14 protein-coding genes are annotated in these 17,304 nt (G+C 67.3%); 9 read left to right on the top strand and 5 right to left on the bottom strand.

The genetic code is table 11. The features are described from left to right. Positions 1 to 71: 71 nt before the first annotated feature. On the bottom strand, positions 72 to 995 hold the full coding sequence (locus tag CR917_RS15990) for a hypothetical protein (protein ID WP_104572612.1): 924 nt from the start codon (positions 993 to 995) through the stop codon (positions 72 to 74). Positions 996 to 1,263: 268 nt separating this feature from the next. On the opposite strand from CR917_RS15990, the gene CR917_RS15985 reads away from it, so the two are divergent. Continuing rightward, entirely contained in the window at positions 1,264 to 1,551 is a 288-nt protein-coding gene (locus tag CR917_RS15985) for a hypothetical protein (RefSeq protein ID WP_043861117.1), read from the top strand. Between the two features lie 267 nt (positions 1,552 to 1,818). Further along, positions 1,819 to 3,015, top strand: coding sequence for an HPP family protein (locus tag CR917_RS15980; protein ID WP_043861116.1), 1,197 nt, complete (start codon positions 1,819 to 1,821; stop codon positions 3,013 to 3,015). Here CR917_RS15980 and CR917_RS15975 read toward each other — a convergent pair. Beyond that, complete coding sequence (locus CR917_RS15975; RefSeq protein WP_054916507.1) at positions 2,956 to 3,819, bottom strand: LysR family transcriptional regulator; 864 nt, start codon at positions 3,817 to 3,819, stop codon at positions 2,956 to 2,958. The two genes, CR917_RS15980 and CR917_RS15975, sit on opposite strands and share 60 nt — an antisense overlap. A 144-nt stretch (positions 3,820 to 3,963) precedes the next feature. Here CR917_RS15975 and CR917_RS15970 point away from each other — a divergent pair, with 144 nt between their 5' ends. The 4 genes from CR917_RS15970 to CR917_RS15955 all read left to right on the top strand — a co-directional run bounded on the left by CR917_RS15970 (position 3,964) and on the right by CR917_RS15955 (position 8,789). Beyond that, complete coding sequence (locus tag CR917_RS15970) at positions 3,964 to 4,908, top strand: LysR family transcriptional regulator (protein ID WP_043861114.1); 945 nt, start codon at positions 3,964 to 3,966, stop codon at positions 4,906 to 4,908. 85 nt (positions 4,909 to 4,993) lie between these two features. Continuing rightward, complete coding sequence (locus CR917_RS15965; RefSeq protein ID WP_104572611.1) at positions 4,994 to 6,406, top strand: DOPA decarboxylase; 1,413 nt, start codon at positions 4,994 to 4,996, stop codon at positions 6,404 to 6,406. Positions 6,407 to 6,612: 206 nt separating this feature from the next. Continuing rightward, positions 6,613 to 7,782, top strand: coding sequence for a p-hydroxyphenylacetate 3-hydroxylase oxygenase component (locus CR917_RS15960; RefSeq protein ID WP_043861112.1), 1,170 nt, complete (start codon positions 6,613 to 6,615; stop codon positions 7,780 to 7,782). 62 nt (positions 7,783 to 7,844) lie between these two features. Further along, positions 7,845 to 8,789, top strand: coding sequence for a p-hydroxyphenylacetate 3-hydroxylase reductase component (locus CR917_RS15955; protein ID WP_043861111.1), 945 nt, complete (start codon positions 7,845 to 7,847; stop codon positions 8,787 to 8,789). Positions 8,790 to 8,847: 58 nt separating this feature from the next. Here CR917_RS15955 and CR917_RS15950 read toward each other — a convergent pair whose 3' ends face one another. The 3 genes from CR917_RS15950 to CR917_RS15940 all read right to left on the bottom strand — a co-directional run bounded on the left by CR917_RS15950 (position 8,848) and on the right by CR917_RS15940 (position 12,648). Further along, positions 8,848 to 9,237 carry a VOC family protein gene (locus tag CR917_RS15950; protein WP_054916504.1) on the bottom strand — a complete coding sequence of 130 codons (390 nt, stop codon included), beginning with the start codon at positions 9,235 to 9,237 and terminating at the stop codon, positions 8,848 to 8,850. Between the two features lie 63 nt (positions 9,238 to 9,300). Next, positions 9,301 to 11,247 carry a DNA topoisomerase III gene (locus CR917_RS15945; RefSeq protein ID WP_100632478.1) on the bottom strand — a complete coding sequence of 649 codons (1,947 nt, stop codon included), beginning with the start codon at positions 11,245 to 11,247 and terminating at the stop codon, positions 9,301 to 9,303. A 123-nt stretch (positions 11,248 to 11,370) separates the two neighbouring features. Next, positions 11,371 to 12,648, bottom strand: coding sequence for a bifunctional O-acetylhomoserine aminocarboxypropyltransferase/cysteine synthase (locus CR917_RS15940; RefSeq protein ID WP_054916502.1), 1,278 nt, complete (start codon positions 12,646 to 12,648; stop codon positions 11,371 to 11,373). Between the two features lie 140 nt (positions 12,649 to 12,788). Here CR917_RS15940 and CR917_RS15935 point away from each other — a divergent pair, with 140 nt between their 5' ends. The 3 genes from CR917_RS15935 (at position 12,789) to CR917_RS15925 (ending at position 17,169) form a co-directional block, all read left to right on the top strand. Then, positions 12,789 to 14,552, top strand: a complete 1,764-nt coding sequence (locus CR917_RS15935) for a S8/S53 family peptidase (RefSeq protein ID WP_104572610.1) — start codon at positions 12,789 to 12,791, stop codon at positions 14,550 to 14,552. A gap of 179 nt (positions 14,553 to 14,731) precedes the next feature. Next, positions 14,732 to 16,201, top strand: coding sequence for a SulP family inorganic anion transporter (locus tag CR917_RS15930; RefSeq protein WP_043861106.1), 1,470 nt, complete (start codon positions 14,732 to 14,734; stop codon positions 16,199 to 16,201). 164 nt (positions 16,202 to 16,365) lie between these two features. After that, the gene (locus tag CR917_RS15925) at positions 16,366 to 17,169 is read left to right on the top strand and encodes a bifunctional diguanylate cyclase/phosphodiesterase (protein ID WP_104572609.1); all 804 of its coding nucleotides are present in this window, start codon (positions 16,366 to 16,368) and stop codon (positions 17,167 to 17,169) included. The last annotated feature ends 135 nt before the right edge of the window (positions 17,170 to 17,304 follow it).

The following is a 17,304-nucleotide window of genomic DNA, read 5'->3' as shown; positions in this document are numbered from 1 at the left end:
CGATCAGAATGATGATCGGGATAGGCACACCGAGGAAGAACAGCAGTATCGAGCGCATGGTGAATCTCCTGTCAGAGGGTACGGGCAGTGGTGGGGTCGACGCGCACCGGGTCGGCCGTCAGGAACACGGCGGCATCACGGCGACGGCCACCCCAGATGGCGAACAGGCTGGCGAAGAACGCGCCGCACAGCAGGGCCACGAACATCCACAGCGCAGAGGCGGCAGCGGCCTTGCGTGCGGCGTCGGCCAGTTGCTTGGCCTCTTCGATGGCCTGGCGGGCTTCGGCGAACACGGTGTCGATGCGCTGTTCGGCTTCTGCGTGGCTGATCTGGGTGCGCTGGGCAATCACGTTGGCCAGGTAGGCACGGTCTTCGGCGTTCAGCTGGCCGTCGGCCAGGCCACGCACGAAGATGCGCGCGGCAATGCCGTGGGCCGCGTCATCGGTGACCGCCACCGGGCGTTCGTCACGGAACAACATGTCGATGAAGTAGGCCGAATCGTCATTGCTCGCCTTGCTGCTGTTGGCAGCCGCGCCGGCACCAGCCGCAGCCACGCCAGAGGCCGCCATCGCGCCGGCCTGGACGCCGCCGCTCACCACCGAGCTCACCGAACCCACCACCAGCACCGCAGTTACCAGCGTGGCAAAGGCCCAGGCCAGGAAACCGTGGGCGGTATCGCGGAAATACACTTCATCGCCATGCAGGTTGGCCCATTTGACCCGCAGCCGCCCGGCGATGTAGCCGCCCAGGCCCGAGGCAATGATCTGCGTCAGCGCCAGCCACACGATGCTCGAAATACCCAGTTGCTTGGCCGTGGCGCCATCACCCGGCCACGGCGAGACAGCCGAGAACCCCAGGCCGAAGCCCAGCACGATAAGGATCAGCGACAGTGCGGCGGCACCGGTGGCACCGGCGAAGATGGCCGCCCAGGACACCCCTGAGTGGCTGGAGGTGTCCCCCGCGGGGACGGCGTAGGTATCGGCACTTGTAATCATTGTTGGTGCTCCAGTCATGAAATGGGTCTTCCCCCTCCTGTAGAGCAGTTGCTGTGCCAAATGCTACGAAATATTTATCCTTTCAAAATCAATCAGTTGTAAAACCGAACCGTCCTAAGGCCATGCAGCCTGCATGAGTGCCCGTTTTGCCTCATGCAAATTGCAACCTTGCGCCCGACGGGGATTCCCCACACCCCGCCTGGTGGCTTACCCTAGCCGCCGGTTGGCGCCAGTGGGCGTCACGCATTCCTGCCGTTGGAGCTCTAGCATGTATCAAGACACCGCCACCGTGACCGTCAGCGCCGAATACGCAGGCAAGGAGACCGAGGCCGTGGACAATGCCAATGTGTTGATCGGGTTGAAGGTCGATGGCGAAACCCGCTTCACGGTCGAGTTCAACGGCAAGCTGGACGCCCCGCAGGACCCCACCCACATCTGCGTCACCCTGAGCAACGGCCTGTCCTATCACGGCGAGATCACCGATGGCAGGGCCGATGAAGTGGGTGGCTACATCGCCTTCGACTGCGATGGCATCGACCCGGCACTGCTTGGCTGATTCGGCCGTTCAGGCCCGGTCAGCGGCAGGAGCGCAGCCTTGCGTTCCTGCCATAACCCTCCCGCCGGCTCATCCAGCAAAATAATTGCACTCAAGCTGCATTTTTTTGCGTTGGAGCCCATCCCCGCTTTTGTTCAGACTGCGCGCATCCGAACCCCCGGATTTCCATCTCCAGGGACGGAGCCCTTTGCGTATTGCCCCCTCGCGATACAAAGCCCCCTCGTCTTGGGCGGGCTTCTTTTATTTCAACAGGTACCAGGTCGTCGCATGTCCACCCGCCGTCTGAACAACTGGCTCGATCGCTTCATCCCCGCCGCGTTGCATATCCCGCCCAAAGAGTGGCTGCGGGCCGGCCTTGGCGCCGTGCTCGGCCTGCTGGTGGCCGGCGGGCTGTGCAGCGTGCTGTTCGGCAACGCCGTCACCCTGCACCTGATGGCCCCGCTGGCTGCGTCGGCGGTGCTGCTGTTCGGGGTGTCCTCGGGCGCACTGTCGCAGCCCTGGCCGCTGCTGGGCAGCTACAGCTGCGCGATGCTGGTGGGCCTGGTGCTGCACCACTGGCTGGGCGCGAGCCTGGTGGTGGTGTGCATGGCGCTGGTGCTGGTGGTGCTGCTGATGTGCCTGCTGCGCTGCCTGCACCCGCCGGGCGCGGCACTGGCGGTCAGCCTGGCGATGGCCGACCCGTCGCTGGCGAGCCTGGGCGCCCAGGTGGTCGAGCCGGTGCTGCTCAATGCCCTGTGCCTGCTGCTGGTGGCAGTGGTGTACAACCGCCTGACCGGCGTGCGCTACCCCAAGATCGTCGCCCCGCGGCCCGACCTGCACCGTACCCAGGATGCGCCCGTGAGCGAGCGGGTAGGGGTGAGTGCCGGCGACCTGGACCGCGCATTGAATGAACTGGGCGAGTTCGTCGACGTGACCCGTGATGACCTGGAGCGCATCATCCTGGCCACCGAGCGCCATGCCTTGCAGCGCAGCCTGGGCGGCATGACGGCTGCCCGGGTGATGTCGCGCGACGTGCAGTCCGCCAGCCCGGACACCACGCTTGAGCAAGCCTTCAAGATGCTGGGCGAGCATCGCCTGAAGATCCTCCCCGTGCTCGACGAGGCGCGCCAGCTTGTGGGTATCGTCAGCGTCGGCGACCTGCTCGATTCGGCAATGGCCGCACGCCGTTTCAGCTGGCGCGCGCTGTTCGGCCGGCGTCGCCCGGTGCGCCTGGAACAGGTCATGACCAAACCGGTACGCAGCGTGAACAGCGACGAACCGGCGGTGGCCCTGATCCCGCTGCTGTGCGACCAGGGCCTGCATTGCCTGCCGGTGCTCGAAGCCGGGCAACTGGTCGGGGTTGTCACCCAGACCGACCTGATCGGCGCGCTGCACCAACAACTGCTGCAGCGCGAGCAGGCCGGTCTAGATCAGCGGGTCCCAGCGCTGGGACCAGTCACTGTCCCCCGCGACCACGCCGCGTAACAGGCCAAACGCCTGTTGCAGCGCTGCCGAGTCGCGCTCGCGGGCGTACACCAGGTAGGTCGGGTAGGTGAATTCCGGCGCCTGCAATACCCGTTCGAGCACGCCGCAGTCCAGGTAGCTCTGCACCACGCGGGCGCGAAAGTAGCCGCTGCCGCCGTGTTCGAGGATGTACTGCAAGGCCATCGGGCCGAGGTTGAAGCTCAAGGCAGGGCGCGCGTGCTCGGGCAGCGCCGCGTCATGCTGGCGGCGGAACGCCTCGCCCCAGTCGATGTAGATATACGGCTCGGGCTGGCCGGCACGGCGCACGCACACCAGCTTCTCTTCCAGCAATTGCTCCACCTGCACCCCCGGGCCGTACCCCGGCTGGTACACCAGCGCGGCATCCAGCAGGCCCATGTCCAGTTTGCGCAGCAGCGTGTCGCTGTCGCCCACCTCGCTGCGGATGGCATGGCTGGGCACCTCCTGATGCAGTACGCGAACCCAGTCCAGCAGCAGCGGGTTGCACAGGCTGACTTCGCCGCCGATGTGCAGCACCTGGTAGCCGCCGGCGGGCAACGGCAGGTCGCGCCGCGCCGCCTCCCAGGTGTGCACCAGCTGGTTGGCGTAGGCCACGAAGCCCTTGCCGTCGGCGGTCAGGCTGGCGCCGTTGCGGCTGCGCACGAACAATTGGCAGCCGAGCAACTGCTCGAGCTTCTGCACCCGTGCGCTGATCGCGGTCTGGGTCACGTGCAGGTGCTCTGCGGCGGCCACCAGGCTGCCGCTGCGCACGATTTCGATGAAGGTACGCGCCAGGTCGATATCCATGGGGGCCTCGTGTTCTACCAGTGCACAGTCTAGAGCTTTCAGTGCCCTTGTAGGAGCCGGCCTTGCCGGCGAAGGCCACGCAACGGATTTTGCGTCAGGCACAAAACCCCTTAGCCTAGGGCGACTACACCGCCGGAGCGCGCCTTGAACCCCACCTTCGCCTCGTTGAGCCTTGCGCACCTGCGTACCCTCGACACGCTGTTGCAGCTCAAGAACCTCAGCCATGCCGCCGAGCGCCTGGGCAGCAGCCAGTCGGTGCTCAGCCGCCAGCTGGCGCACATGCGCGAAGCCTTCGACGACCCGCTGCTGGTTCGCCAGGGCCGCGGCTATGTACTCAGCGAACGGGCCCAGGCGCTGGTGCTGCCCCTGCGCCAGGTACTGGGCGAGCTCGACGCCCTGCGCCAACCCGAGGCCTTCAGCCCGCAGCGCTGCGAGCGGCGATTCTGCCTGGCCGCCTCCGACTACATCGCCGAACACATGCTGCCGTTGCTGGTCAGCCGCCTGGCCGAGCAGGCGCCGGGGGTGTCGATCGACTACCGCAGCTGGTCGCCGGACCAGTTCGAACGCCTGGCCAGCGGTGAAATCGACCTGGCCACCACGCTGTTCGACAGCGCCCCGGCCAACCTGCACGGGCGCATGCTCGGCGAGGATCGCGCGGTGTGCCTGATGCACCGCGAACACCCGCTGGCCCGGCACGCCGAGCTGAGCCAGGATGACTACCTGGCCTGGGGGCACGTGCGCATCTGTGGCGGCGGCGACAAGGACAGCTTCATCGACCGCCACCTGCGCGGCCAGGGCCTTGCCCGGCGCATCACCCTGCAGGTGCCGTTCTTCTCGGCGGCGGTGCAGGTGGTGTGCGCCAGCCAGACACTGGTCACCGTGCCCGAACACATCGCCCGCCAGCTCAGCCGCCTGCACCCGGTGGTGTGGTGCCCGCTGGCGTTCGTCGAACACACCCAGCGCTACTGGGTGGTGTGGCACCAGCGCCTGCAGGCTTCGGCCGAGCACCGCTGGTTTCGTGCGCAGGTGTTCGAGCTGTGGCAGCAGTCGCAGTTCGGCGTCACCGGCAGCTATGTGGATTCGCCATAGCAGCTATGCGCGGCGCGGCGTGTTTCAGCGGCCAGCCAGCGCCTAGACTCGCTGGCACTGCAATCACCCCCACAGGAGCCAGCGCGTGAGCCCAGAAGAATTTCGCCAGCAAGGTCACCAACTGATCGACCGCATCGCCGATTACCGTGTCAATGTCGCCAGCCTGCCGGTCATGGCCCAGGTCGAGCCGGGCTACCTGAAGAATGCCTTGCCCCAGGCCGCGCCGCAGCAGGGCGAACCCTTCGAGCAGATCCTCGCCGACGTGGACCAGCTGGTGATGCCCGGCCTGTCGCACTGGCAGCACCCGGACTTCTTCGGCTACTTCCCCTCCAACGGCACGCTGTCTTCGGTGCTGGGCGACTTTCTCAGCACCGGCCTGGGCGTGCTCGGCCTGTCGTGGCAGTCGAGCCCGGCGCTGAGCGAGCTGGAGGAGACCACGGTCGACTGGCTGCGCCAGATGATCGGCCTGTCCGGTGCCTGGAGTGGGGTGATCCAGGACACCGCCTCCAGCAGCACGCTGGTGGCGCTGATCTGCGCCCGCGAGCGCGCCAGCGACTACGCGCTGGTCAAGGGTGGCCTGCAAGCGCAGGCCCGGCCGCTGATGATCTACACCAGCGCCCAGGCCCACAGCTCGGTAGACAAGGCCGCGCTGCTGGCCGGCTTCGGCAAGCACAACATCCGCTACATCGAAGTCGACGAAGCCTTCGCCATGCGCCCTGAAGCGCTGGCAGCGGCCATCGAGCAGGACCTTGCCGCAGGGCTGCAACCATGCGCGGTGGTCGCCACCACCGGCACCACGGCCACCACCGCCCTCGACCCGCTCGAACCGATCGGCCGCATCGCCCGCGCCCATGGCCTGTGGCTGCATGTGGACTCGGCCATGGCCGGTTCGGCGATGATCCTGCCCGAATGCCGCTGGATGTGGACCGGCATCGAGCAGGCCGACTCCATCGTGGTCAATGCGCACAAATGGCTGGGGGTGGCGTTCGACTGCTCGCTGTATTTCGTGCGTGACCCGCAGCACCTGATCCGTGTGATGAGCACCAACCCCAGCTACCTGCAGTCGGCGGTCGATGGCGAAGTGAAGAACCTGCGCGACTGGGGCATCCCGCTGGGGCGCAGGTTTCGTGCGTTGAAGCTGTGGTTCATGTTGCGCAGCGAAGGCGTGGAAGGCTTGCAGCAACGCATGCGCCGCGACCTGGGCAATGCTCGCTGGCTTGAACAGCAGGTAGGTGCGGCGCCGGGCTGGGAGGTGCTGGCGCCGGTGCAGTTGCAGACCCTGTGCATTCGTCACCAGCCTGGCGGGCTGGAAGGCGAGGCACTGGACCGCCACACCCGCGCCTGGGCCGACCGGCTCAATGCGTCGGGCGCGGCGTATGTGACCCCGGCGACGTTGAACGGGCAGTGGATGGTGCGGGTGTCGGTGGGCGCGTTGCCCACCGAGCGCGAGCATGTGGCAAGGCTCTGGGAGGGGTTGCAGCAGGTGGTCAAGGGCTGATCCCTGCGGCCCCTTCGCCGGCAAGGCCGGCTCCTACCGATAGCAGGCGCCGGCCTTGCCGGCGAAGGGGCCCATGAAAAGTACAACCTTGCCTCTGGAAGGTGCATTTTCCCCCCGTCACACCCATCCCATACTGGCCCTGCATCCGCCGCCAGCTGCCCACCTCGCAGCCCGGCCCGGACATCCAATAATAAGCAGGGCCCTCCATGAAAAAGCCAAACCCGCTGCTTGAAGACCTCAAGCCACTGTTGCCGACCATCGCTGCCAACGCCGCCCGTGCCGAGCAGGATCGCCAGGTACCCGCCGAAAACATCGCGCTGCTCAAGGGCATCGGCCTGCACCGCGCCTTCCAGCCCAAGCTGTATGGCGGCCTGGAAATTTCCCTGCCCGAATTCGCCGACTGCATCGCCGCGCTGGCCGGTGCCTGTGCCAGTACCGCCTGGGCCATGAGCCTGCTGTGCACCCACAGCCACCAGCTGGCGATGTTCCCGGCCCGGTTGCAGGAAGAGATCTGGGGCACCGACCGCGACGCCACTGCCAGCAGCAGCATCGCGCCGTTCGGGCGTATCGAGGAGGTCGAGGGCGGCCTGCTGTTCAGCGGCGAGATGGGCTGGAGCAGCGGCAGCGACCATGCCGAATGGGCCATCGTCGGCTGTCGCCGCGCCAACGCCGAAGGCACCCAGGACTACTGCTTCGCCGTGCTGCCGCGCAGCGACTACGTGATCCGCGACGACTGGCACGCTGCGGGCATGAAGGGCAGCGGCACCAAGACCCTGCTCATCGACAAGGCCTTCGTGCCCGAGTACCGCATCCAGAAAGCCAAGGACATGATGGAAGGCAAGTCCGCCGGCTTCGGCCTGTACCCGGACAGCAAGGTGTTCTATTCGCCGTACCGGCCGTACTTCGCCAGTGGCTTTTCCACGGTCAGCCTGGGGGTGGCCGAGCGCATGCTCCAGGCCTTCCGCGAGAAGACCGCCAACCGCGTGCGCGCCTACACCGGCGCCGCGGTTGGCGCAGCCACCCCCGCATTGATGCGCCTGGCCGAGTCCACCCACCAGGTGGCCGCCGCGCGGGCCTTTCTCGAAAAAACCTGGCAGGAGCACGCCGACCACAGCGCCCGCCACCAGTACCCCAGCCGCGAGACCCTGGCGTTCTGGCGCACCAACCAGGGCTACGCGGTGAAGATGTGCATCCAGGCCGTGGATCGCCTGTTCGAAGCCGCGGGCGGCACCGCCTGGTTCGAGGCCAACGAGATGCAGCGCCTGTGGCGCGACTCGCACATGACCGGCGCCCATGCCTACACCGACTACGACGTCTGCGCGCAGATCCTCGGTCGCGAGCTGATGGGCCTGGAGCCCGACCCGAGCATGGTGTGAACACCGCGCCCTGCCCATAACAACAACGTACGGCTGCCCTGGCGGCAGCCGGGGAGTCTTGCATGTCTACTGAACCTGCCGTGGCCTTCGACAGCCGCGCGTTCCGCCGCGCCCTGGGCAACTTCGCCACCGGCGTCACCGTGGTCACCGCCGCCGATGCCGCGGGCAACAAGGTCGGGGTCACGGCCAACAGCTTCAATTCGGTCTCGCTGGACCCGCCGCTGATCCTCTGGAGCCTGGACAAGCGCTCCAGCAGCCTCGCGGTGTTCGAGGCCGCCAGCCACTTTGCGGTGAATATCCTGGCCGCCGACCAGATCGAGCTGTCGAACAACTTCGCCAAGCCACGGGAGGACCGCTTTGCCGGCATCGAGCACCGGGCGGGCGAGGGGGGCGCACCGCTGCTGGCCGATTGCGCCGCGTGCTTCCAGTGCGAACGCCATCAGCTGCTCGACGGCGGTGACCACTGGATCATGCTGGGCAAGGTGGTAGCGTTCGACGATGGCGGGCGTTCGCCGTTGCTCTACCACCAGGGTGCGTACTCGATGGTGCTGCCGCACACCCGCATGACCCGACGCGAAGAGGGGCAGGCCCCCAGCAGCCATTTTCAGGGGCGCCTGAGCCACAACCTGTACTACCTGATGACCCAGGCGCTGCGTGCCTACCAAGCCAGTTACCAGCCGCGCCAGCTGTCCAGTGGCTTGCGCACCAGCGAGGCGCGCATGCTGATGGTGCTGGAGAACGATGCGGGGTTGAACCTGGCCGACCTGCAGCGCGAGGTGGCGATGCCGGCGCGAGAGATCGACGAGGCGGTGGCCAACCTCAAGCGCAAGGGGCTGGTGTGCGACAGCGAGGCGGCCGGGCATGTGCGCCTGAGCGTGGCCGGCATCGACCAGACCGAGGCCCTGTGGACGATTGCGCGCGAGCAGCAGGACACGGTATTTGCCGCGTTCAGCGACGAGCAGATCGAGACGTTCAAGACGGTGCTCAAGGCAGTGATTCGCGCGTGAGCCAAAGGCTTTGCCAAGGACGGCCCCTGTAGGCGCCAGCCTTGCTGGCCAAGCGCTTTCAACCCATCGGCGAGCACAGCTCCACCAGCACCCCGGCCGGGCAGCGCAAGTAGGAAACCGTCTGGCCCCAGGGCTTGCTCTGCGGCGCCCTGATTTCCTCGGCGCCGTTGACCAGGGCATTGGCGTGGGCCGCCGCGACCTTCTCGGTCACCAGCGCGATCTCCATGCCCAGGGGCTTGTGGCTGTTGCTGGCGGCAACGAAACCTTCCGGAAAATTCGACTCGCCCAGTTCCAGCGACGCGAAGGCCAGGGTGGTTGGCCCGGTGTCCAGCTCGCCGTAATCGCCGGACTCATGCAGAAAACGACGCTTCAGGCCGAAGGCATTCTCGAAGAAGCTCAACGATGCCTCGACATCGGGTACATAAACGATGGTGTAGCCCAGTTTCATACACATTCCTTGTCGGTGGTTTCTGTAGGGGCCGGCCTTGCCGGCGAAGCAGCCGGCACGGGCCTAAGCCCCGGTTTTTTTCGCTTTGGTGGCACGGGGTCGCTTGCCGGCCGTGGCGCTGCTCTTGCGCTTCTTCTTCCACGGCGCGCCGCCGCGCCCGGCCGGCACCGGCGGCCCTGAAATGCGCAGGCTCATGCCCGAGCAGCGCTCCACCTGCTTGCTCATCCACGCCGACTGCTTGGCCACGAACGCTTCCAGGCTCATTTCGCCGCTCTGCACCATGTCCAGCGCCTGCTCCCAGATCGCCGTGGTGCCAGGGTCGGCAATCGCCCTTGGCACCGCGTCGATCAGGCTGAACGCCGCCGGCGTGGCCGACAGCGCCTTGCCCTGCTTGACCAGGTAGCCCCGGTCGAGCAGGCCCTGGATGATCCCGGCGCGGGTCGCTTCGGTGCCGATGCCGGTGGTGTCCTTGAGCTTCTGTTTAAGGCGCGGGTCGTCCACCAGCTTGGCGACGTTCTTCATCGCCTTGATCAGGTCGCCTTCGGTGAAGGGCTTGGGCGGTTGGGTCCACAGGTCCTTGAGGTTGACCCCGGCCACCTCGCACAGCTGACCCTCGTGCAATGCCGGCAGCACTTGCGCCACCGGCGCCTCGCGGCCCTTGGGCGGGGTCAGGGCTTCGGGCAGCGCGCGCCGCCAGCCCGGCTCGACGATCTGCTTGCCCACCGCACGCAGCGCCTGCCCGGCGCAATCGAAGTCGGCCTGGGTGCGGTCGTATTCATGGTTGGGCAGAAACTGCGCCAGGTAGCGGGCACGAATCAGCACGTACACCGACTTGTGCTTGGGCGGCAGGCGCGCCGGGTCGAGCGCGGCGGCGGTGGGGATGATGCCGTGGTGGGCGCTGACCTTGGCGTCGTTCCACGCGCGTGAGCGGCGTTGCGCCTGCAGGTGCGGCTGCAAGGGCGCCAGGCTCGGGTCGGCGCGCCCCAGCGCGGCAAGAATCGCCGGCGCCTCGGCGTGCTGGCTCAGGGGCAGGTAGCCACAGTCGCTGCGCGGGTAGGTGATGACCTTGTGGGTTTCGTACAGCGCCTGGGCGATGTCGAGGGTTTCCTGTGCGCCCAGGCCGAATTTCTTCGAGCACAGCTCCTGCAGGGTGCCCAGGTCGAAGGGCAGCGGCGCTGCCTCACGCACGCGCTCTGTGGTCAGCGTCAAAAGGCGCGCCGTGGGCGCCGCCTGGATGGCCGCAGCCGCCTGCTGCGCGAACGCCTGGTTCAGGCAGCGGCCCTGGTCGTCGCACAGCTCGTCGGGCGCACGCCACTGGGCATTGAACACCTCGCCGGCGCTGCGCAACTGCACATCGATGGCCCAGAACGGCACCGGCACGAAATCGGCGATGCTGCGGTCGCGGTCCACCACCAGGCGCAGTGTCGGGGTTTGCACCCGGCCCACCGGCAACACGCCCTGATAGCCGGACTGGCGGCCGAGCAGGGTGAACAGCCGGCTCATGTTCATGCCGATCAGCCAGTCGGCACGCGAGCGGCCCAGGGCCGAGTGGTACAGGTTGAAGGTGGCGGCGCCGGGCCTGAGGGCGGCCAGGGCCTTGCGGATCGAGGCGTCGTCCAGCGCCGACAGCCACAGGCGCTGGATCGGCCCGCGATAGCGGCAGTGCTCCACCAGCTCGCGGGCGATCATTTCGCCCTCGCGGTCGGCGTCGGTGGCAATCACCAGTTCGGCCGCCTCGCCGAGCAGGCGCTTGACCGCCTTGAACTGGGCGGCCGTCCTTGGTTTTACCAGCATTTTCCATTGCGCCGGGATGATCGGCAGGTCGGCCAGCGACCAGCGCTTGTAGCGGGCATCGTAGGCGTCGGGCGGGGCGGTTTCGAGCAGGTGGCCGATGCACCAGGTCACCGTGACGCCCGTGCCGACCCAGCAACCGTCGCCGCGGCGGCTGGCGCCAAGGACCTTGGCGATGTCCTTGGCCTGGGAGGGTTTTTCGCAGAGGTACAGGCGCATGGCCGAGTGAGCTCTTGGTCGGGCTGTGATGGGCCCTAGAATGCGCAGGATTGGCGATGCAGGCAAGGTTTATCTGTATGGATATACAGATGAATGTGTAGCGCTTGCCTGCCCGCCGATGCCTCAGCCGCGCGACGCTTCCAGTGCCTGGGCCAGGTCGGCCAGGATGTCGTCGCTGTGTTCGATGCCGATCGACAGGCGCACCATGTCACGCGGCACGCCGGCCTTTTCCAGCTCTTCGTCGTTCAACTGGCGATGGGTGGTGGAGGCCGGGTGGCAGGCCAGCGACTTGGCATCGCCGATGTTCACCAGGCGCACCACCAGCTTGAGTGCGTCGATGAAGCGTGCACCGGCCTCCTGGCCGCCCTTGATCCCGAACGACAGGATCGACGCCGGCTTGCCCTCGGTGTAGCGCAGCGCCAGCGCGTGCTCGGGGTGGTCCGGCAGGCCGGCGTACTTGACCCACGCCACCTGCTCGTGACCCTGCAGGTAGTGGGCCACCTTCAGGGCGTTCTCGGTGTGACGCTCCATGCGCAGGGCCAGGGTCTCCAGCCCCTGCAGGATCAGGAAGGCGTTGAACGGCGACAGCGCCGCGCCGGTGTTGCGCAGCGGCACCACGCGGCAGCGCCCGATGAACGCCGCCGGGCCGAAGGCCTCGGTGTAGGTCACGCCGTGGTAGGACGGGTCGGGGGTGTTGAGCAGGGCGAAGCGCTGCTTGTGGTCGGCCCACGGGAAGTTGCCCGAGTCGATCACGATGCCGCCGATGCTGGTGCCGTGGCCGCCGATGTACTTGGTCAGCGAGTGCACCACCACGTCGGCGCCGTGCTCGAACGGGCGGCACAGGATCGGCGTGGCCACGGTGTTGTCGACGATCAGCGGCACGCCATGGCGGTGCGCGGCATCGGCCAGCGCGCGCAGGTCGACGATGTTGCCGGCCGGGTTGCCGATCGACTCGCAGAACACCGCCTTGGTCTTGTCGTCGATCAGCGCCTCGAGGGCGGCGATGTCGTCATGGGCGGCGAAGCGGGTCTGGATGCCGAAGCGCGGCAGGGTATGGGCCAGCAGGTTGTAGGTGCCGCCATACAGCTTGGCCACCGAGACGATGTTGTCGCCGGCCTCTGCCACGGTCTGGATGGCGTAGGTGATCGCCGCCATGCCCGAGGCCACCGCCAGTGCGCCCACGCCGCCTTCCAGCGCGGCCATGCGCTGTTCCAGCACATCGTTGGTGGGGTTCATGATGCGGCTGTAGATGTTGCCGGCCACCTTGAGGTCGAACAGGTCGGCACCATGCTGGGTGTCATCGAAGGCGAACGAGGTGGTCTGGTAGATCGGCACCGCAACCGCTTTGGTGGTCGGATCGGGGCTGAAGCCCGCATGGATCGCCAAGGTTTCCAGCTTCATGATGCAGTCGTTCCTTGAAAGTCGTGGAGGCCGAAGCATGCGCGGCGCGCAAACGCGGGGTCAAGCCTTGCCCCGCTGAACGATGACCTGCGCCAGCCGGTCGGATGGTCATTGCCTGCCACCCTGCAACGGAGTCGCCCATGCTGCCCCACCTGATTGCACCCGGTTTCGCCCTGCTGGCCCTGGCCAGCACCCTGGCCATCGCCGCCGAGCCCTTGCGCATCACCGGCCTGCAGCGCTGTGGCGATGTGCTGAGCGCGGTGCAGCAGCAGTGGTGCGTGAGCACCCGCGGCCTGGCGCAGGGCACGCCCGGGGTGCATCTGGACGGCCACGTGCTGCCCGCCGCCCGTGTCACCCGCGATGGCGATACGCTGCGCCTGAACCTCGATACGGCGCGGTTGGACAGCGGCCCGTTGTGGCTGCAGGACGCGGGCGGCCAGGCCAGCAACCCGGTGTGGCTGTCGCTCAAGGCCAGCCATGTGGTGCCCGCCGGGCCGGGCGAGGTGGCGAAGAACATGGACGGCCTGACCACCTATGTCGACCTGGTCAGCCTGCTGATCGAAGAGCGCCACGACGGCCTGCAGGAGGCCCGGCGCCTGGCCGACAAGTACGGCGCCAAGGTGGTGGGGGCGATCGCGCCGCTGAACGTCTACCAGCTGCGCCTGCCGGTCAGTGACCTGGTGCAGCGCGATGCCATGGTGTTGCGCCTGGGCAGCGAGGTCAGCGTGGACGCCGTGGTGATCGAGGAGTCCGCGCCGGAAAAGGGCGAGGAGCGCGAACCCGCAGATGCGCAGGCCCGGCCCGGCGGCGAGGAGTGGGCCGCCAACCGTTTCATGGACGCGGTCAACTTCTACCAGCGGCGCATCCCTGCCCGCGATGCGGCGGTACCGGTCAGCCCGGTTCGCATCGGCGTGATCGAGCGCGACGTGGATTTCGACGCCCCCGATTTCGCCGATTACCTGGGCCCGTGCCGTGGCGAGCGACCACGCACCTGCCTGTACGCGCGTGACGCCGACAAGCCCGACGGGCATGGCAGCACGGTGGCCGGGGTGCTCGCCGCGCGCTGGGAGCAGGGCGGCAACACCGGTTTTCTGCGCGGGCTCGACCCGGCCAGCCCCGGCTTCGAGGTGATCGTGGAGCGCAATTCCGACGCTGGCATCACCGCCAACATCGCCGCCTCGGTCAACCTGGTGGAGGATGGCGTGCGGGTGCTGAACTGGAGCTGGGGCATTCACCGGGTGGGGGCGAAGAACGTCGAGGGCGACGAGGTCGACTCGCTGGTGCGCTCGGGCCTGGCCATGAGCGGCTATGAAGAGCTGCTGGAGGAGTTCTTCCTGTGGCTGCGCAAGGAGCACCCGGACGTGGTGGTGATCAACTCGGCGGGCAATGGCGCGTCGTACTCGGGTACCGACGAGTACCGCCTGCCGTCCTCGTTCGTCACCGAGCAGTTGCTGGTGGTGGGCGGGCACCAGCGCAGCGAGCGCCCGGTGGCGGTGGATGATCCGGCCTATGTGGTCAAGCGCGCCGCCTCCAACATCGATGCGCGCGTGGACATCACCGCCGCCGCCTGCGTGCAGGCGTCCACTGTGCAGGCCGACCAGCGCGGCGAGGTGCACTGCGGTACCTCCTATGCCACGCCGATGGTGGCCGGGGTGGTGGCGGCCATGCTCTCGATCAACCCGCGCCTGCAGCCCGAGCAACTGCGCCTGTTGCTGCGCCGCAGCGCCATGACCCTGGGCGGCGAGGGCGACTTCGAGCCGATGGACGCCGAAGACCTGACCGCGCCGATCCTGCCGTCCGAGCGCAACTACCAGCTCAATGACAAGGACGTCGGCCGCTCGGCGCGGCTGGACATGCACAAGGCCCTGGACCTGGCGGTGCAGAGCCGCGACCGGGTGCGATGAGGGTGTCGCCTTCATCGCGGGTCAAGCCCGTTCCCACAGGCTCTGCACAGTCCTGTGGGAGCGGGCTTGCCCCGCGATGGCTGCGACGCCGTTTGTGTTTGAGGTAAGCTAGCCAACCTTTTGCACCCCCTCGATGCCCTGTCACCCCCGCAGGCGATGCCCTGCCGATTGGAACCCCGATGCAGCCCACACGCAAACCCTTCCGACTCGCCCCCGTGCGCGCCGACGTGCTCGCCGGCCTAACCACCGCCTTCGCCCTGGTGCCCGAGTGCATCGCCTTCGCCCTGGTCGCGCACCTGAACCCGCTGATGGGCCTCTACGGCGCCTTCATCATCTGCACCCTGACCGCGCTGTTCGGCGGGCGCCCGGGCATGGTTTCCGGCGCCGCCGGCTCGATGGCGGTGGTGATCGTCGCGCTGGTGGTGCAGCACGGCGTGCAATACCTGCTGGCCACGGTGCTGCTGGGCGGGCTGGTGATGCTGCTGTTCGGCCTGCTGCGCCTGGGCAAGCTGGTGCGCCTTGTGCCGTACCCGGTGATGCTCGGCTTCGTCAACGGCCTGGCCATCGTGATTGCCCTGGCCCAGCTCGAACACTTCAAGTCCGGCCAGGCCTGGCTTGCCGGCAATGCGCTGTACCTGATGCTCGGCCTGGTGGCACTGACCATGGCCATCGTCTACGTGCTGCCACGCCTGACCCGCGCCGTGCCGCCGGCGCTGGTGGCGATTCTCGGCGTGGGCCTGCTGGTGTACCTGTTCGACCTGCCCACCCGCACCCTGGGCGACATGGCGCACATCGCCGGCGGCCTGCCGGGCCTGGCCCTGCCCGAGGTGCCATGGACCCTCGACACCCTGCGCATCATCGCGCCATACGCAGTACTGATGGCCATGGTCGGCCTGCTCGAAACCCTGCTCACCCTCAACCTCACCGACGAAATCACCGAGAGCCGCGGCCACCCCGACCGCGAATGCGTGGCGCTGGGCGCGGCCAACATGGTCTCGGGCCTGTGCGGCGGCATGGGCGGCTGCGCGATGATCGGGCAGACCGTGATCAACCTCGGCTCCGGCGGGCGCGGTCGGCTGTCGGGCGTCGTGGCCGGGGTGATGATCCTGATGTTCGTGCTGTTTCTCGCGCCGCTGATCGAACGCATTCCGCTGGCGGCACTGGTGGGGGTGATGTTCGTGGTGGCGCAGCAGACCTTCGCCTGGGCATCGCTGCGGGTGCTGCACAAGGTGCCGGTGAACGACGTGCTGACCATCGTGGCGGTCACCGTGGTCACGGTGTTCACCGACCTGGCGGCTGCCGTGATGTTCGGCATCATCATCGCCGCCCTGAACTTTGCCTGGCAGCAGGCCCGCGAGCTGTACGCCGACAGCGACGTGCACGCCGACGGCAGCAAGCTGTACCGCGTGCACGGCACCCTGTTCTTTGCGTCGGTCACCACCTTTCTGAACCAGTTCACCCCGGCCGACGACCCGGCCGAGGTGACCCTGGACTGCGCCCACCTGCGGGTGGTCGACTACTCGGCGATCGCTGCCATCAAGACCCTGCGCGAGCGCTATGCCAAGGCCGGCAAGCACCTGCGCGTGGTGCACCTGACCGAGCGCTGCAAGCAACTGCTCAGGCGTGCGGGGGAGCAGCACACCGCCTGAGCCCACGCGCATTTTTAAGGATCTGCTGATGGTCCGCGCTGCGGCATGTGCCTGAACATTGGCCTGTCACGGGAGTGACGTTCTCTGACGGCAAGCCTGTTGATTGGAGGAGTCTTTCGAAGCGGTGGATGGGCTATGGCACGCCTGCGTGGGAGGGGTGAGTGATGAATCAGTCGGCGCTTTACGTGGTCTCGACGCCCGTCGCGAGTACGTCGTTGCAGTCGGACCTCGGAAGGGCCCTGGAGCGGGATCAGTTCGAACTGCATTATCAACCGCTCTACCGCGTCGATCAGGGCCGCCCCTACATCGCGGGTGTCGAGGCGCTGCTGCGCTGGCGATCTGCCGGGCAACTGGTGCCGCCGCTGTCGTTCATCCCCACCCTTGAAGCCACCGGGCAGATCGTACCGGTTGGCGAGTGGGTGCTGCAGCGCGCCTGTCGACAGGTCCGCGACTGGCAGCTGGCCGGGCAGGGGCAGCTGCACTGTTCGGTCAACGTCTCCAGCCTGCAGCTGGAGCAGGTCGGCTTCGCCGCCTCGGTGCGGCGCGTTCTGCAGGCCTGCGGGCTGCCGCCGGCGAGCCTGATCCTGGAAATCACCGAAAGCCAGTGGGTCAGCGACAGTGCCCAGGTCAAGGCCTGCCTCGATGAACTGGTGAGCATGGGTGTGCGGCTGGCGCTGGATGATTTCGGCACCGGCTACTCAGCCCTGAGTTGCCTGCTGCGTTTTCCATTGAGCATCCTCAAGGTCGACAGAAGCTTCGTCAGCGGCCAGCCCCAGAGCGGCAAGCTGCACGCGATCTGTCGTGCAATCATCGGGCTGGGGTGCGAGCTGGGCTTCGAAGTGGTTGCCGAAGGCGTCGAGGAGGCTGACCACCTGGACTTCATCGTGGGCCAGGGCTGCCATTACGCGCAGGGTTACCTGCTCAGCCGGCCCTTGCCGCCGACGGAGTTGCAACGCCTGTTCAACTAGCGGCTGCCACCGCCACGCAAGGGGGCCTGGCCGCTCGGAGTGTGGGCGTACCTCGATCGCCGATCATCGGAGGGCGGTGTGCAGGCCCGTTTTCAGGCTTGCCTGATAGGCTATTTCAAACGCCCTCATTAAAGT

This window comes from Pseudomonas sp. BRM28 (assembly GCF_002939405.1).
In the GTDB taxonomy this organism is placed as follows: Bacteria; Pseudomonadota; Gammaproteobacteria; order Pseudomonadales; family Pseudomonadaceae; genus Aquipseudomonas; species Aquipseudomonas palmensis.
Note: the sequence above shows the minus strand (reverse complement) of the source record. Positions and strands in the feature narration are given on the sequence as shown.

What these genes read in the sequence shown, in the direction of transcription:
- CR917_RS15990 (WP_104572612.1), bottom strand. Translation starts at nt 995, where the DNA reads ATGATTACAAGTGCCGATACCTACGCCGTCCCCGCGGGGGACACCTCC.
- CR917_RS15985 (WP_043861117.1), top strand. Translation starts at nt 1,264, where the DNA reads ATGTATCAAGACACCGCCACCGTGACCGTCAGCGCCGAATACGCAGGC.
- CR917_RS15980 (WP_043861116.1), top strand. Translation starts at nt 1,819, where the DNA reads ATGTCCACCCGCCGTCTGAACAACTGGCTCGATCGCTTCATCCCCGCC.
- CR917_RS15975 (WP_054916507.1), bottom strand. Translation starts at nt 3,819, where the DNA reads ATGGATATCGACCTGGCGCGTACCTTCATCGAAATCGTGCGCAGCGGC.
- CR917_RS15960 (WP_043861112.1), top strand. Translation starts at nt 6,613, where the DNA reads ATGAAAAAGCCAAACCCGCTGCTTGAAGACCTCAAGCCACTGTTGCCG.
- CR917_RS15955 (WP_043861111.1), top strand. Translation starts at nt 7,845, where the DNA reads ATGTCTACTGAACCTGCCGTGGCCTTCGACAGCCGCGCGTTCCGCCGC.
- CR917_RS15950 (WP_054916504.1), bottom strand. Translation starts at nt 9,237, where the DNA reads ATGAAACTGGGCTACACCATCGTTTATGTACCCGATGTCGAGGCATCG.
- CR917_RS15945 (WP_100632478.1), bottom strand. Translation starts at nt 11,247, where the DNA reads ATGCGCCTGTACCTCTGCGAAAAACCCTCCCAGGCCAAGGACATCGCC.
- CR917_RS15940 (WP_054916502.1), bottom strand. Translation starts at nt 12,648, where the DNA reads ATGAAGCTGGAAACCTTGGCGATCCATGCGGGCTTCAGCCCCGATCCG.
- CR917_RS15935 (WP_104572610.1), top strand. Translation starts at nt 12,789, where the DNA reads ATGCTGCCCCACCTGATTGCACCCGGTTTCGCCCTGCTGGCCCTGGCC.
- CR917_RS15930 (WP_043861106.1), top strand. Translation starts at nt 14,732, where the DNA reads ATGCAGCCCACACGCAAACCCTTCCGACTCGCCCCCGTGCGCGCCGAC.
- CR917_RS15925 (WP_104572609.1), top strand. Translation starts at nt 16,366, where the DNA reads ATGAATCAGTCGGCGCTTTACGTGGTCTCGACGCCCGTCGCGAGTACG.